14 protein-coding genes are annotated in these 13,884 nt (G+C 44.1%); 10 read left to right on the top strand and 4 right to left on the bottom strand.

Going from position 1 to position 13,884, the window contains the following annotated elements; translation table 11 throughout:
* Positions 1-5 precede the first annotated feature (5 nt).
* On the top strand, positions 6-848 hold the full coding sequence (locus VCA1004_RS10945) for a DMT family transporter (protein WP_086981787.1): 843 nt from the start codon (positions 6-8) through the stop codon (positions 846-848).
* A gap of 68 nt (positions 849-916) precedes the next feature.
* Here VCA1004_RS10945 and rsd read toward each other — a convergent pair whose 3' ends face one another.
* Entirely contained in the window at positions 917-1,408 is a 492-nt protein-coding gene (rsd, locus tag VCA1004_RS10940) for a sigma D regulator (RefSeq protein ID WP_086981786.1), read from the bottom strand.
* 449 nt (positions 1,409-1,857) lie between these two features.
* On the opposite strand from rsd, the gene nudC reads away from it, so the two are divergent.
* From nudC to VCA1004_RS10910, 6 genes are all read left to right on the top strand, one after another.
* Entirely contained in the window at positions 1,858-2,634 is a 777-nt protein-coding gene (nudC, locus tag VCA1004_RS10935) for an NAD(+) diphosphatase (RefSeq protein WP_086981785.1), read from the top strand.
* Positions 2,635-2,874: 240 nt separating this feature from the next.
* Entirely contained in the window at positions 2,875-3,942 is a 1,068-nt protein-coding gene (gene hemE, locus VCA1004_RS10930) for a uroporphyrinogen decarboxylase (RefSeq protein ID WP_086981784.1), read from the top strand.
* A gap of 229 nt (positions 3,943-4,171) precedes the next feature.
* Positions 4,172-5,557: a TolC family protein gene (locus VCA1004_RS10925; RefSeq protein ID WP_408646905.1), complete on the top strand. Its 1,386-nt coding sequence runs from the start codon at positions 4,172-4,174 to the stop codon at positions 5,555-5,557.
* On the top strand, positions 5,557-6,537 hold the full coding sequence (locus VCA1004_RS10920; protein WP_086981782.1) for an HlyD family secretion protein: 981 nt from the start codon (positions 5,557-5,559) through the stop codon (positions 6,535-6,537). The genes VCA1004_RS10925 and VCA1004_RS10920 overlap by 1 nt, the downstream gene beginning before the upstream one ends.
* Complete coding sequence (locus VCA1004_RS10915) at positions 6,524-7,705, top strand: ABC transporter permease (RefSeq protein WP_331813064.1); 1,182 nt, start codon at positions 6,524-6,526, stop codon at positions 7,703-7,705. The genes VCA1004_RS10920 and VCA1004_RS10915 overlap by 14 nt, the downstream gene beginning before the upstream one ends.
* Positions 7,702-8,856, top strand: coding sequence for an ABC transporter permease (locus VCA1004_RS10910; protein ID WP_086981781.1), 1,155 nt, complete (start codon positions 7,702-7,704; stop codon positions 8,854-8,856). The genes VCA1004_RS10915 and VCA1004_RS10910 overlap by 4 nt, the downstream gene beginning before the upstream one ends.
* Positions 8,857-8,862: 6 nt before the next feature.
* Here the strand turns inward: VCA1004_RS10910 and VCA1004_RS10905 are convergent, their stop codons facing one another.
* Both VCA1004_RS10905 and VCA1004_RS10900 read right to left on the bottom strand, forming a co-directional pair.
* Complete coding sequence (locus VCA1004_RS10905) at positions 8,863-9,447, bottom strand: uracil-DNA glycosylase family protein (protein ID WP_086981780.1); 585 nt, start codon at positions 9,445-9,447, stop codon at positions 8,863-8,865.
* The gene (locus VCA1004_RS10900; protein WP_086981779.1) at positions 9,447-10,388 is read right to left on the bottom strand and encodes a D-2-hydroxyacid dehydrogenase; all 942 of its coding nucleotides are present in this window, start codon (positions 10,386-10,388) and stop codon (positions 9,447-9,449) included. The genes VCA1004_RS10905 and VCA1004_RS10900 overlap by 1 nt, the downstream gene beginning before the upstream one ends.
* A 107-nt stretch (positions 10,389-10,495) precedes the next feature.
* Here VCA1004_RS10900 and VCA1004_RS10895 point away from each other — a divergent pair, with 107 nt between their 5' ends.
* The 3 genes from VCA1004_RS10895 (at position 10,496) to VCA1004_RS10885 (ending at position 12,473) form a co-directional block, all read left to right on the top strand.
* Positions 10,496-11,089: a YjaG family protein gene (locus VCA1004_RS10895; RefSeq protein WP_086981778.1), complete on the top strand. Its 594-nt coding sequence runs from the start codon at positions 10,496-10,498 to the stop codon at positions 11,087-11,089.
* Between the two features lie 285 nt (positions 11,090-11,374).
* A complete protein-coding gene (gene hupA / locus VCA1004_RS10890; RefSeq protein WP_086981777.1) occupies positions 11,375-11,647 on the top strand; it encodes a nucleoid-associated protein HU-alpha in 273 nt (90 codons plus the stop codon).
* Between the two features lie 94 nt (positions 11,648-11,741).
* Entirely contained in the window at positions 11,742-12,473 is a 732-nt protein-coding gene (locus VCA1004_RS10885) for a DUF1481 domain-containing protein (RefSeq protein ID WP_086981776.1), read from the top strand.
* Between the two features lie 100 nt (positions 12,474-12,573).
* Here the strand turns inward: VCA1004_RS10885 and purD are convergent, their stop codons facing one another.
* Positions 12,574-13,860, bottom strand: coding sequence for a phosphoribosylamine--glycine ligase (gene purD, locus VCA1004_RS10880; RefSeq protein WP_086981775.1), 1,287 nt, complete (start codon positions 13,858-13,860; stop codon positions 12,574-12,576).
* Positions 13,861-13,884: the final 24 nt, after the last annotated feature.

The following is a 13,884-nucleotide window of genomic DNA, read 5'->3' as shown; positions in this document are numbered from 1 at the left end:
CAGAAATGTCCAACTTTAAGGGGTCACTTCACATTGACCCGGGAGCGATTTCTTTTTATCGCTGGCTGGTGGCATTTATTGTCTTAACGCCATTTTTAGCTATTCCCACCTGGAAAAGGCGTAAGCTGATTATTCCTTATTTACCTAAACTGGCCTTTTTATCCTTACTTGGCATGGTGCTCAATCAGTCTTTAGGTTATTACGCCGGCTTAAGTACCACTGCCCTCAATTTATCGTTAATTACCTCTTTAGTGCCGTTAATGGGCTTATTTCTCAGCATTCCACTGTTGCATCAAAAACTGACTCTTTTTGCTTTTGTTGGCGCGGTAGTGTCATTTGTCGGTTTATTGATCATGTTAAGTCATGGCGATATGGCCGTTTTATTTTCACATGGTTTGAATCGAGGTGATGTGCTGGTGCTATTTGGGACTCTAGCCTATGCCCTGTATGTGGTATTAATTAAACGTTGGCGTATGCCTATATCCAACTGGCAATCGGTTTATGTACAAGTGTGCTGCGCGGTGGTTATTCTGTTTCCATTGTTTGCCTTCAGTGAACAATCAGCGATCAATGCACAAACGATTCCCTTAATTATGTATGCCGGCTTATTAGCTTCAATTATTGCTCCTTGGTGTTGGATGATGGGAATCGAGCATTTAGGGGCAGACAAATCGGCCATCTTTATGAATTTAATGCCTGCGGTTACCGCGATTCTCGCTAGCGTTTTGTTGAATGAACAACTGACGGTCTTCCATTATATTGGGATGGTGATGATTATTGGTGGGGTGGTGATGGCACAACGAAGCCATAAAGTAAAAGTGATGATGGCAAAGGTGCCACAAAAATAAGCGGTTCGGCAACGATGAGCTAGGTTGCCGAATGAATGTCATTAACCGAGGCGCTGAATGGATCTCGTTTATGCGCCCGGTGGGATCGCCAAGCTTTCTGCGATCATTTGGATCAATTCATCTTCCAATTCAAAACGCTCTTCAAGCACTTCTCCTATTTGCGATAAATCGATATCAAAATCTTCCAGTTCGTCTTCTGCATCCACATCCGCATATTTATCAGTGTAATTGAGCAGCGGTTCGGTGGTATCAACGATTTTAAAGTAAGTCTGATTGATTTCTTCAGTTGGAGAAAAGCCAGTTGATTGCCATGAGCTCATCACCATGTCATAGATTTTAAAGTGGCCTTCAGAAATGTAGTCGACTACCTGTTGGCAAAAGGTTTGTAATTCTTGTGGTGATGGAAGCTTGGTTAGGGCGGCTTTTTTATGTGCTGTTGGTTTGAGTGCCGCTAATTTCCAATATTCCACAATAAGATGTTGTCGGGTATCTAACCAATGATCAATCACCTCACTGGAGCCACCAAATTGTGCTTGAGTCTGTTTCAGTTTATTTAGCATGGCTGTATCCTCATAATAGCTAACGCATTTTTTAGCGTTTAGCCACTCTATTTTTTAATAGAGGGTCCTTTTGATAGTTTATACCCAAGTAACTTCAAGATGCGAGTTTCAGCAAGAATAAAACAAGCTTTAGGCAAGGCAAATTGAATATGATCATAGGCTTCTATCTCTGTTCAATTTAACGCAGCATAACGCTTGTTTTAACTTGCCCTTTGGGAGCTTCATCCAAACCTTTATTCTGCGTTAGATTGGTTTGAAAGGTGCCTACATTCCTTCTCCAATCTTCCTTGTCTAAAGGTCTGGATGATAGCTCTGAATTCTGCATCTTGAAGTCACTTGGGTATATATCATGTAGTGATATGAGTGATTATAGACAGCAAATCGATAAGCACTGGTATGAAATTAGATTGCCAGTAAAATGGTGCAACTTCAAGCAATGAGATGATCCTATGTTAAAAAAAGATCAAAAAGTAAACTGGTGTATCGTTGATGGCAGTGCGTTACATTTACACGACAAAAGCTTGCCTTATGGATCGGCTCAAGAGTTAGGATTTCCGGTTGATCATGCGGTGGTGATCGGTCAAGTGGATGGGATCGCTTGTGTCTGGGTCAATGCGTCTGAGATAGAAGCGCCGCTAGAGATGACATCGTTACGAGACATGCTTTCGATGCCAGAAGCGATCTTTTTGATCGCTAGTCGTGCAGTACAATATGGCTATATGACGAGCTCGCAACGCTTTTGTTCTCATTGCGGTGGGCGCAATCATTTAAATCATAATCAGTTGGCAATGCAGTGTAATGATTGTCGAACCTTACATTATCCACGTATTTTTCCGTGTATTATCGTGGCCATTCGTCGAGACAATACCATCTTGTTAGCACAACATGCGCGGCATAAAAGTGGCATGCACACCGTGATAGCTGGGTTTGTTGAGGCAGGGGAAACACTTGAGCAGTGCGTTGCCCGTGAGGTTCAAGAAGAAACCGGAATTAAGGTGAAGAATATCCATTACTTTGGGAGTCAGCCTTGGGCTTTTCCTTCGAGTATGATGATGGCATTTGTGGCTGAATATGACAGTGGTTCAATACGTGTTGATGATTGTGAGTTATCTTCAGCGGGTTGGTTTAGTGCCGATGAAGTGCCAGCGATCGCACCAAAAGGAACCATTGCTCGCGCTTTAATTGAACATACTTTACAGTGTGAAATCTGTGATGATGAGAGATAAAAAAAACCTCCGGGTTAGCCGGAGGGGTAAGTAAGATGTCGTTATGAGATGCTGAACCTCAGGTGTTCAAGCTCGTTATAATTGTGCTAGCGAGCAAAGTATTAACAAATAGCGTGATTGACGCAAATATCGACAGATTTAAATGTTCAAGAACATGATCTGTATTACAAACCATTAGCAAAATGTGCGCTGTGCAATGGTAGAATGGCCAGCAAAGAGCTCAAATTTTAGGATAGAAAAATGACCGAATTGAAAAATGATCGCTATCTACGTGCCTTACTTAAGCAACCCGTAGATTACACGCCAGTCTGGATGATGCGGCAAGCAGGTCGTTACTTACCAGAATATCGTCAAACACGCAGTATTGCGGGTGACTTTATGTCGTTGTGTAAAAATGCCGAGTTAGCCTCAGAAGTCACTTTACAGCCATTAAAACGTTTTCCTTTAGATGCGGCGATTCTGTTTTCTGATATTTTGACCATTCCTGATGCCATGGGCTTAGGGTTGTATTTTGAAGCTGGCGAAGGGCCGAAATTTGAACGTCCGATCACCTGTAAAGCCGATGTTGATAAAATCGGTCTGCCAGATCCAGAAGGCGAACTGCAATACGTGATGAATGCGGTGCGTCAGATTCGTAAAGACTTACAAGGTGAAGTGCCACTGATTGGTTTTTCTGGCAGCCCTTGGACATTAGCGACTTACATGGTCGAAGGAGGCAGCTCAAAAGCCTTCACTAAAATCAAAAAAATGATGTACGCTGAGCCAGCAATTCTACACGCTTTATTAGATAAACTAGCCGACAGCGTCATTGAATACTTAAATGCCCAAATCAAAGCCGGCGCTCAGTCTGTGATGGTGTTTGATACTTGGGGTGGCGTATTAACTCCGCGCGATTACCATGACTTTTCTTTGCAATACATGCATAAAATTGTCGATGGCTTAATTCGTGAAAATGACGGCCGCCGTGTACCGGTGACACTATTTACCAAAAACGGTGGCATGTGGCTTGAGAAAATCGCTGCGACTGGGTGTGATGCAGTGGGTCTGGATTGGACCATTAACATTCAAGATGCTGTTGCTCGTGTTGGGGATAAAGTGGCGCTACAAGGCAACATGGACCCTTCTATTTTATATGCGCAACCGGAGCGTATTCGTCAAGAAGTTGCCTCAATATTAGAAGGCTTTGGTGATGCGGGTACTGGTCATGTGTTCAATTTAGGCCACGGTATTCACTTAGATGTGCCACCAGAAAATGCTGGAGTATTTGTAGAGGCCGTCCATGAATTGTCTAAGCCTTATCATCGCTAAGTGGTAGCAAACAATTCTCATCTTAAAAGCGCAGCGTGGCCTGCGCTTTTTTTATGGTTTTTATATGCGTCTTTAATATACGTTTTTATAAATCGGCTTTTTGTAAATCAGATTTTATAACCACAAAAGGTTTTTCTGGCTCTACAGATCGGAGCAGTCTATTGCAGTTTATCCAGACAAGCCCTAAGCTATACACCATTGCGCTACAGGGTTCGGGAATAAGATTAACATTATGATTAAGTTGAAGTTGACCACAAGTACCAGTTTGGTTTTATTGCTATTTTCCTTTTCGAGCTCTGCCCAAGACGTCACTTTTTATCAAGCTTGGCAATCCCTCCTGACCAATAATGATGGTTTAGCTGCAGAGCGTGCCAGTGTCGAACAAGCACAATATAAGCAAGATGCAACAGGGGCGCTCAATTTTCCGAGCCTTACGCTAAGTGCTAATTACACACGATTAGATGATGATGTGACGGTTTCTCCTTCCGATCTTGCAGACAGTACCTCTCTCGGAGCCAGTGCATTAACTCAAGCTTTTGATGGCATGCTGACCTCAACGTTAATGGAAAAGGATGTCTTTACTAGTTCTATTCGGGCGATTTGGCCTATCTTTACTGGAGGGCGAATTTCTGCGGCGCAAGATATCGCCAAGGCAAAATCAGAAGAAGCTCAGTATTTATTAGCCATGAAGCAACAAGGTAAATTTGAAGATTTATCGAAATACTATTTTGGGGTGGTATTAGCTCAGCAAGTGTTAACGACTCGCCAAGAAGTAGAGCAAGGCTTAAAAGAACATCTTGATCACGCTATAAAAATGGAGCAACAAGGGCAGATAGCCAGAGTTCAGCGACTACAAGCTGAAACCGCGTATGATAAAGCCAAAGTCGATACCAAAAAGGCACAACGCGATGTGGAAATTGCCCAAATGGCACTGACTCATTTGATTAAATCACCAACACTGGTGGAGCCTTCAACCCACTTATTCATCAATAAAAGTTTGCCGCCGATGCAGGCTTTTCTCGATAAAACACTACAAGATTACCCGGGATTAAATATCCTCGCGGCCAAAGAAAAACAAGCCAATGGATTGGTGGAGGTTGAGAAAGGGAAATACTACCCAGAAGTGTATGTTTACGGTAATTATAACGTTTACCAAGATGATACGCTGGTGGGCAAAACTACCCCAGATTGGTTAGTGGGCGTGGGCGTGAGCATTCCACTTTTGGATAATTCGGGGCGCTCTGAAAAAGTTGGGGCGGCGCATACCGCGATTAAAAAAGTTGGCTATTTGCGAGCCCAAGCAAAACAAGATCTCTCTTTATTAGTCGAAAAAACCTACCGAGAAGCTAATCAAGCTTTAGAGGAATACCAAGGTTTAGCCTCAAGTATTTCAATGGCGCAAGAGAATATCCAATTACAGAAAAAGGCGTTTAGCCAAGGCATTGCGACCTCGTTAGATGTGGTCGATGCGGAGTTGTATTTAAACAGCATTAAAACGCAACGTTCGGCCGCCGCTTATCAATATGTGTTGTCTTTATCGCGTTTATTAGCGGTGAGCAGTGAAGTAGATAGTTTTAATCAATACCAACAATATCAAGGGCTAGAGGTTCAATGATGCGTTCTCGTAAATCCATTATATTCGCCATTATTGTCGCATTTGTAGTGATTTGGCTCAGCTATACGTTTTGGCGTGCTTACCAACCTCAAGCGGAACGTTTTCAAGGTCAAATTGAAGCGCAGCAATATTTGATTTCATCTAAAGTTCCAGGCCGGATTGATCAAGTGTTAGTGAAAAAAGGTGATCAAGTGGTTGCCGGTCAGAAAATTTTCACCTTATTAAGTCCTGAAATAGAAGCAAAACTCGCTCAAGCCAAAGCGGCGCAAGGGGCGGCGGGAGCCATAGCCGAGCAAGCTGAAAAAGGCGCTCGAAACCAAGAGATTGCGGCAGCACAAGATCAGTGGCGTAAAGCAAAAGCCGCCGCAAGCTTAATGGAAAAAACCTATCAACGAGTACAAAACCTGTATCAAGACGGGGTGGTTGCCGAGCAAAAACGCGATGAAGCTTATACTCAATGGCAGGCTTCAAAATATACAGAACGAGCGGCGTATCAAATGTACCAAATGGCGCAAGAAGGTGCTCGTGATGAAACCAAACGTGCTGCTCAGCAACAAGAAAAACAAGCGGCAGGTGCGGTAGCGGAAGTTGAAGCTTATGTGGCCGATACACAAATCGCCAGTTGGCATGCGGGTGAAGTCAGCGATATCTTATTGCGTTCCGGAGAGCTGGCTCCACAAGGGTTCCCTGTGGTGACGATTTTAGATATGAATGATGCCTGGGCCGTGTTCCATGTGCGTGAAGATAAGCTACAACAGTTTAAACAAGGTGCAAAATTGCAGGTTCGAATTCCCGCTCTGGGAGAAGAGCAATATACCTTTGTCGTGTCACATGTTGCGGTGATGGGTGATTTTGCTACGTGGCGTACCACAGATGCCAATCAAGGCTTTGATATGCGTACCTTTGAAGTCGAAGCTCGTCCTACTCATCCTATCGAGGGATTACGAGTAGGCATGAGCGTGTTGCTTGACGATCAATAATGTTGGCTTAATGGTGATGATTCAAGGTCAAATGTTACAACGAGAATGGTTGCAAATCACTCAACAGCCGTGGTTAAAGGCGATGCTGTGGTGGCTACCATTATTGTTGTTTTTGTCATTATGGTGGATTTTCTCGGCTGGGAGTGCCAGAGATTTACCGATAGGTGTGGTAGATTTTGAGCACAGCAGCTTATCGCGTGCCGTGATTCGTTATTATGATGCCAGCCCGACCTTACAGGTTAGCCAAGCTTATACCTCGGTATCACAAGGAAAACAGGATTTACAAAGCGGTAAGATTTATGCCTTGGTTGTGATACCCGATCAGTTAACCCAAGAAGTACTCCTTGGACATCCTCCCACTATTACGACCTTTTATAATAGCCAGTTTCTATTAATTGGGAAGCTGGTGAACGCCGCTATGCAGCAGGCACAAGGTACCTTTAATGCCCAAATTGATGCAGTAAAAAGTATGAGCAAAGGGGACACTCTACCTCAACAGGCTTTAGCGCAGGCGGTACCGATTCAAACCCAAGTGACGGCATTATTTAACAGTAATAGTCATTATGGGCAATTTTTGGTGTCTGCGGCGATCCCAGCATTATGGCAAATTTTTATTGTGGCAACCACGGTATTAAGTTTCTCTCTAGAGCAGCGAAAACAAGGGCTATCTCAATGGTTAGGGCGTAACCCTATTCCTATGGTGGTTGCAAAAATTTTGGCCTACACCCCGCTTTATCTTGTGCAGGGAATGGCGTTTTTATCCATGCTATATCTTTGGCTAGATTGGCCTATGCATGGGCATTGGGGCATTTTATTACTCGCACAATTGCTCATGGTATTGGCTTGTCAAAGTCTAGGAGCATTATTTTTTATGCTGACTTTAGATGTGACTCGCTCGATGAGTTTTGTCGCCGCTTTTACCGCACCAGCTTTTGCCTTTATGGGTATTACCTTTCCCGCATCCGATATGCCTTGGTTAGGGCAGGTTTGGCGGAGCATGTTGCCAGTGAGTCATTATATCGATGTGCAAGTGATGCAAGTTAACAATGGGGTCGGTTTAATGCCAGTCTCACAGCCTTTGTTCGCGCTTAGCCTGTTTTTGTTGTTACTGCTGGTGGTGGGGCTGCGCGCTAAAGCATTAGCGATGCCATCAGGAGGCCGCTCATGAATTGGTGGCAAGTCTTTCGTTGTGAGATAAAAGGGATCTTGACCAACCCTGCACTCTTACTCACGGTATTTGGTGGGGTGGTCATGTATTCATTTTTATACCCACTGCCTTATAGTCAGCAGCTACCACGTGAGCAATCTATCGTGGTGGTGAATCTGGATAACACCGCCAAAAGTCGCCAATTAGAAAGAATGGTGGAGGCGACACCACAGGTCAACATCACTGAACATGCCTACAGTTTAGACGCTGCGAAACAGCTATTTAATCAAGGTAAAGTGCATGGCATTTTATTGATCCCTCGTCATTTCAGCCGTGACCTTTTACTCGGTCGTAGTCCGACATTAGCGTACGCTGGTGATGCGGCCTATTTTTTAATTTATGGCACTGTTGTCGAAGGGTTAGCTACAGCCGGTGGAACGTTATCGGCGCAAGCGAAAGTATCACGCATGGTGATGTCGGGAGAGAATTTAGTCTTAGCGGCTCAACAATATGCGCCGATTAAGTTATCAATGCAGCCTGTTTTTAATCCCACTAATGGCTATATCAACTATATAGTTCCAGCGGTGTTTGTGCTGATTTTGCATCAAACCTTGTTGATTGCCGCAGGGCTATTAGGGGGAAGTATCAATGAGCAACGACATGCTCAACAAGGTGGTTATTGGCAACACTGCCAACCGTTCGATATGTGGTCAGCGCGAGGGTTGCTACTGTTGCTGATTTATATTCCGTTAGTAATGTACTATTTTGGTTTCAGCTTTGATTTTTATGGTGTCAGTCGTTTAGCGTCAATTTCAAATCTGTTTGTGTTGATCATTCCCTTTTTGTTGGCGGTTATTGCCTTGGGGATGATCATGGGAGAATTGATCCCACGTAAAGAGTTAGCCACCTTGATTGTAGTGTTGAGTTCACTGCCTTTGGTGTTCTGTGCAGGCTTTGTATGGCCAACCGCAGAGCTGCCTTTCGCATTACAAATTTTGGCACAATTGGCACCTTCTACACCGGCAATTAATGGTTTTTTACGTTTAAATCAAATGGGCGCGAGTCTTGAGCAAGTGTTGCCTTATGCGTGGCAATTATGGCTACAGAGTGCAATTTACGGCGGGTTGGCTTTATGGTTAATGCAACGCAAACGGATTAATCATTCTGGCTAATTTACCTCAGTTGCGGTGAATTAATGCCGATACGCTTTGTTGTAAATAGGGGATGACTTGCTGCTCAAACCAAGGGTTGTTCTTCAACCAAATATTATTACGAGGTGAAGGGTGAGGCAGTGGAAGCATGCGGGGGGCAAATTGCTGCCAAGCTTGTACTGTTTCGGTGAGTGTTTTTGGCTTATCGGCTAAATAATACTGTTGAGCATATTGGCCAATTAATAAGATTAACTCAATATTGGGTAAATGCTGTAACAGGGGTTGATGCCAGGTCGGAGCGCATTCTTTTCTTGGCGGTAAATCACCACTTTTCCCTTTTCCGGGGTAACAAAACCCCATCGGCATAATCGCCAATAAGGTGGGATCATAAAACTGATGGCGTTCCATTCCTAACCACGCTCTGAGGCGATCGCCACTAGCGTCATTAAAAGCGACCCCAGTTTGATGCACTTTGCGGCCAGGTGCTTGGCCTATGATCAAGATTTTGGCCTCTGGGTGCACTTGAATCACAGGACGACATCCTTCGCTCAGTGATGGTGCACAAATCTGACACTGCGCAATCTGCTGGGTAAGCTCAGTAAAATGGCTCATTAATACCCTCGCTCAAAATCAACGAGATTAATTAAAGGTTGCTTTGCTGACCAACGTTGGCAATTTTGCTCAAAAATAGCAAAAACCTGCTCAGGAAAGCTGGTGGCTGCAATGTGTGGCGTTAAGGTGATATTCGGATGTTCCCAATATGGGCTTTCATTGGGTAATGGCTCCACTGGGAAAACATCTAAATAAGCATGAGCGATCCAATGCTTTTCTAGCGCTAACAGTAAGCCGCTTTCATCGAGTGCATCGCCCCGGCCAATATTAAATAGTAACGCTTGCTGACAATGAGATAAATGATTGGCATTTAAAATATTGCGTGTTTGTTCGGTGCTCGGTAGGGCATTAACGATGATATCCGCTTGTGCTAAGGCTTGATCAATCTGCTCAATGGCATAGACATGTTTGAAATCGCTGTGCGCCGGAAGTTGCCCACGACGGTTTACCCCAATAGCCTGAAAACCAAGAGCTGTGACTGTGGTCGCCAATTTATTGCCAATTGAGCCAGTACCTAAGATCACGACGGTTTTACCTAATACTGATTGATAATGGTGGGGCTGCCATTGTCGTTGCTGTTGTTGCTGTTGATATTGAGGGAAATGTCGATAATAACCTAAGCTGTAAGCCAGTACGTATTCACTGATTAACTGCCCGAAAATACCTTTCACATTTGTCAGTTGATAATGTGTGGGGCAATGAGGTTGGGTTAAGGTTTCTACTCCAGCAAAAGTGGATTGCGCCCATTGGAGGTGCGGAAACTCATCGATATGCTGCGCTAAGAGCGGCGGATCGGCCAAGACTACGGTCGCTTGTGATTTGTCTTGAGTGCGCTTCATGCCCGGAAAATGACCACTTGCCCACATCTTTTGATAGATATCGGCTTGTTTAGAAAGAATATAAACCCATGTCGGTGTGCGCTCGGTTGTGTCTAAAATCATAAAATAACAAAGTTCCTTTGAGTTAATTGTATTCTTTTATAAGTAAACGAAGCGGTTATCAAGTACACTTCCCTTGTTTAGTATTCATTGAAAAAGTTTGAGTAATTATGCTACAGAATCCGCTTCAAGTCCGCTTAGAAAAATTCGTTCCTTGGCAACAAATGACCTTTATGGCTTGTCTGTGTGAACGCATGTACCCCAATTATGCTTTATTTTGTCAAAACACTGAGTTTGCAGATGCCCGCAAATATCGCGAAATTTTAGACAGTGTTTGGGAAGTATTAACGGTAAAAACCGCCAAAGTAAACTTTGAACGTCAGCTTGAGAAATTAGAAGAGTTGATTCCAAGTTCTGAAGATTATCAGTTTTACGCGGTTTACCCTGCAATTGATGCGTGTATTGGTTTATCCATTTTATTGCATGCGCTTTTGGATCGTGAAGAAATGTTTGAAGCTATGATCGATTTGAGCCAGCTTTCCGTTAAAACCGTTGCCCAGTTGGAAGAAGCTCAAGGCAGTGAAGAGATCACCAACGCAAACCAAAAAGAAAATGAAGCCGTATGTCAGGAGTGGGATGTGCAATGGGCATTATTCCGTCCTTTGCGTGAAACCGAAACTCGAGATATTGAACTGATCAAAGAATTACGCAGTGAATTGCGGGAAGAAAACATCAGTAATATTGGCATCAGTGTTGACTATTGAGTGCTTGATTTTTCAACCAAAAATATTATTTCGCTGAATAATCATTTTTGAGCGAGCTCGTTTAGCTAATAGTTGAAAATTCACAAATTTTTCATAGAGATTGCTTTAAAAAGACAAAATGTGAGTCAAGGCTCAAATTCCGGTTAAAATTACGTCAATAAAGCACAAGAATGGCCACAAACCTTTGCCAGACGGGGCCTTTATGATTTAGAGTGGATTCAGACTTTAAAACAACCGATCTTCAAAAAGAATCGATCTTCAAAATAATGAGAAGGGAAACCTAGAATGAACAAGACTCAATTAATCGATGCCATTGCAGAAAAAGCAGACCTATCTAAAGCTCAAGCAAAAGCAGCTCTTGAAGCTACGCTTGGCGGTGTAACTGAAGCGCTAAAAGATGGCGATCAAGTACAACTAATTGGTTTTGGTACTTTTAAAATTAACCATCGTGCAGCTCGCACAGGTCGTAACCCTAAAACTGGTGCTGAAATCCAAATTTCTGCAGCAAACGTACCAGCTTTCACAGCAGGTAAAGCACTTAAAGACGCGGTTAAATAATTCTAGCTCAGCCATCTTCTGGCTGATTGCAACTCGCATACCGTGCTAGTTTGTGTATATACTACGCTGAGTATTTCACCAGCGTAGTTTTTTTATGAAACGTCCAATATTTTCCATTCTTTTACTTTCTTTGCTTGCCGGCTGTAGCTCTCCAGGCTCTTGGACTGAGCATATTAGTAGCAAGTTTAGCGGCTCCGTCGAACCGGTTGATTTATCCGGTGGCGAACTCAACGGCCAATCAAAAGCCTTCTATTGGTATACCCGAGCCTTAGCTAAGCCAACGACTGGCTCTGACTATGTGATGCTGCCCGGTCAGGCTTGGTATAAAAGCAGTTATCAGTGGCAAGATGGCACCATAAAAGAAATTGTACGTGAAGGTGAAATGCACCAAAACGGCAGAGACCTTGAACCCTTCCTAGTACATATTCGTTTTAGCACAGAAGGCGAAGCCATCTATCAACGTTATCGAGTAGACAATCAAATTTTGCCTTTAAATCAAGCGGACTTGGATTATTATGCGCAGCAAGCGAAAGCCTTGGTGAGTAAAGTGGATAATATCCATGGTCAAGGTTATGAATTGATTCAAGGGATCTGGAATGGCGCGACATTTGAGTCATGCGATGGTGGTCAATACAATCACTTGAAATTTGAGCATGAATTGAATATGCCCGAGATGATGAAGCAACGTTTAAGTAATTTATCCAGCTATGCCGCTTTTATCGGTGAAACAGATAAGAAAAGCAAAACTGTTACGATAAGCCAATTACTCAGTTTAGAAAAAGCCGATCACGGTTGTGTGCAACGTGCGCACCTCATTATGCAATAACCTTTTTATCTATTCCTAAAAAATAAAACAAAGGCGCTCATTATGAGCGCCTTTGTGTGTTAAAAGGCTCGATAAGCGCGGCTAATGAGTATGAGTGCGCTTATTTCTCACGAGCAATCGCGCGATAGCCAATGTCATTACGATGGAACATACCATTCCAACTGACTTGTTTGGCAAGCGCATAAGCACGTTGTTGCGCTTCTGATACGCTATGACCTAATGCGGTCGCACACAACACACGACCGCCAGCGGTTACAACCTCGCCATTGGCGTTATTACTGGTGCCAGCGTGGAAGATTTTCTCACCTTCGACCTCATCACCGCTTGGCAAGCTGATCACATCGCCTTTAGCGTAATCACCGGGGTAACCGCCCGCCGCTAATACAATGCCAATTGATGCGCGCGGGTCCCAATGAGATTCGGCTTCATCTAACTTTTCATCAATCGCCATTAAGCACAGCTCAACTAAATCAGATTGCATGCGCATCATGATAGGCTGGGTTTCTGGGTCACCAAAGCGGCAGTTGTATTCGATGACTTTTGGTGTCCCGTCGGCCATGATCATCAGGCCAGCATAAAGGAAGCCAGTGTAAGGGTAACCTTCGGCGTCCATGCCACGCACCGTTGGGTAGATGACTTCATCAAGTACGCGCTGGTGGATTTCAGGGGTCACCACGGGGGCTGGAGAATAGGCTCCCATCCCGCCAGTATTTGGCCCAGTATCTTTATCGCCGACACGTTTGTGGTCTTGACTGGTGGCCATTGGCAGTACGCTTGAGCCATCAACCATCACGATAAAGCTCGCTTCTTCGCCATCCAGAAACTCTTCAATCACCACACGACTACCCGCCTCACCAAAGGCATTACCGGCTAGCATATCTTGAATAGCATCTTCGGCTTCTTGCAGTGTCATCGCCACGATCACGCCTTTACCAGCCGCGAGGCCATCAGCTTTCACCACTATCGGTGCGCCTTTTTCGCGCACATAAGCTAACGCAGGTTCGATTTCGGTAAAGTTAGCGTAATCAGCAGTTGGGATTTTATGACGTGCTAAAAAGTCTTTAGTGAAGGCTTTCGAGCCTTCTAGTTGAGCGGCATCTTTAGTCGGGCCAAAGATCGGCAGTTTAGCCGCACGGAAAGCGTCAACCACACCAATAACAAGCGGGGCTTCAGGGCCAACAATCGTCAATTCAATGCTGTTGTTTTGTGCAAATTCAACCAAGCCATCAATATCTTCAACGCCAATATCGACATTTTTAAGCTTAGGCTCAAGTGCAGTGCCCGCATTACCCGGCGCTACATAAACGGTCTCAACATTTGGGTTTTGCGCAGCTTTCCAGCCTAGTGCGTGTTCGCGGCCGCCAGAGCCGATGATAAGTATGTTCATATATGGTATCTCTTGTTAAAAGCG

Origin of the sequence: Vibrio aphrogenes, from assembly GCF_002157735.2 — a bacterium.
Taxonomy (GTDB): Bacteria; Pseudomonadota; Gammaproteobacteria; order Enterobacterales; family Vibrionaceae; genus Vibrio; species Vibrio aphrogenes.
Note: the sequence above shows the minus strand (reverse complement) of the source record. Positions and strands in the feature narration are given on the sequence as shown.

Excerpts from the sequence above, each read along its gene's own strand:
- nudC (WP_086981785.1), top strand. The coding sequence starts at position 1,858 with ATGTTAAAAAAAGATCAAAAAGTAAACTGGTGTATCGTTGATGGCAGT.
- hemE (WP_086981784.1), top strand. The coding sequence starts at position 2,875 with ATGACCGAATTGAAAAATGATCGCTATCTACGTGCCTTACTTAAGCAA.
- VCA1004_RS10905 (WP_086981780.1), bottom strand. The coding sequence starts at position 9,447 with ATGAGCCATTTTACTGAGCTTACCCAGCAGATTGCGCAGTGTCAGATT.
- VCA1004_RS10885 (WP_086981776.1), top strand. The coding sequence starts at position 11,742 with ATGAAACGTCCAATATTTTCCATTCTTTTACTTTCTTTGCTTGCCGGC.
- rsd (WP_086981786.1), bottom strand. The coding sequence starts at position 1,408 with ATGCTAAATAAACTGAAACAGACTCAAGCACAATTTGGTGGCTCCAGT.
- VCA1004_RS10920 (WP_086981782.1), top strand. The coding sequence starts at position 5,557 with ATGCGTTCTCGTAAATCCATTATATTCGCCATTATTGTCGCATTTGTA.
- VCA1004_RS10910 (WP_086981781.1), top strand. The coding sequence starts at position 7,702 with ATGAATTGGTGGCAAGTCTTTCGTTGTGAGATAAAAGGGATCTTGACC.
- purD (WP_086981775.1), bottom strand. The coding sequence starts at position 13,860 with ATGAACATACTTATCATCGGCTCTGGCGGCCGCGAACACGCACTAGGC.
- VCA1004_RS10945 (WP_086981787.1), top strand. The coding sequence starts at position 6 with ATGTCCAACTTTAAGGGGTCACTTCACATTGACCCGGGAGCGATTTCT.
- VCA1004_RS10895 (WP_086981778.1), top strand. The coding sequence starts at position 10,496 with ATGCTACAGAATCCGCTTCAAGTCCGCTTAGAAAAATTCGTTCCTTGG.
- hupA (WP_086981777.1), top strand. The coding sequence starts at position 11,375 with ATGAACAAGACTCAATTAATCGATGCCATTGCAGAAAAAGCAGACCTA.
- VCA1004_RS10900 (WP_086981779.1), bottom strand. The coding sequence starts at position 10,388 with ATGATTTTAGACACAACCGAGCGCACACCGACATGGGTTTATATTCTT.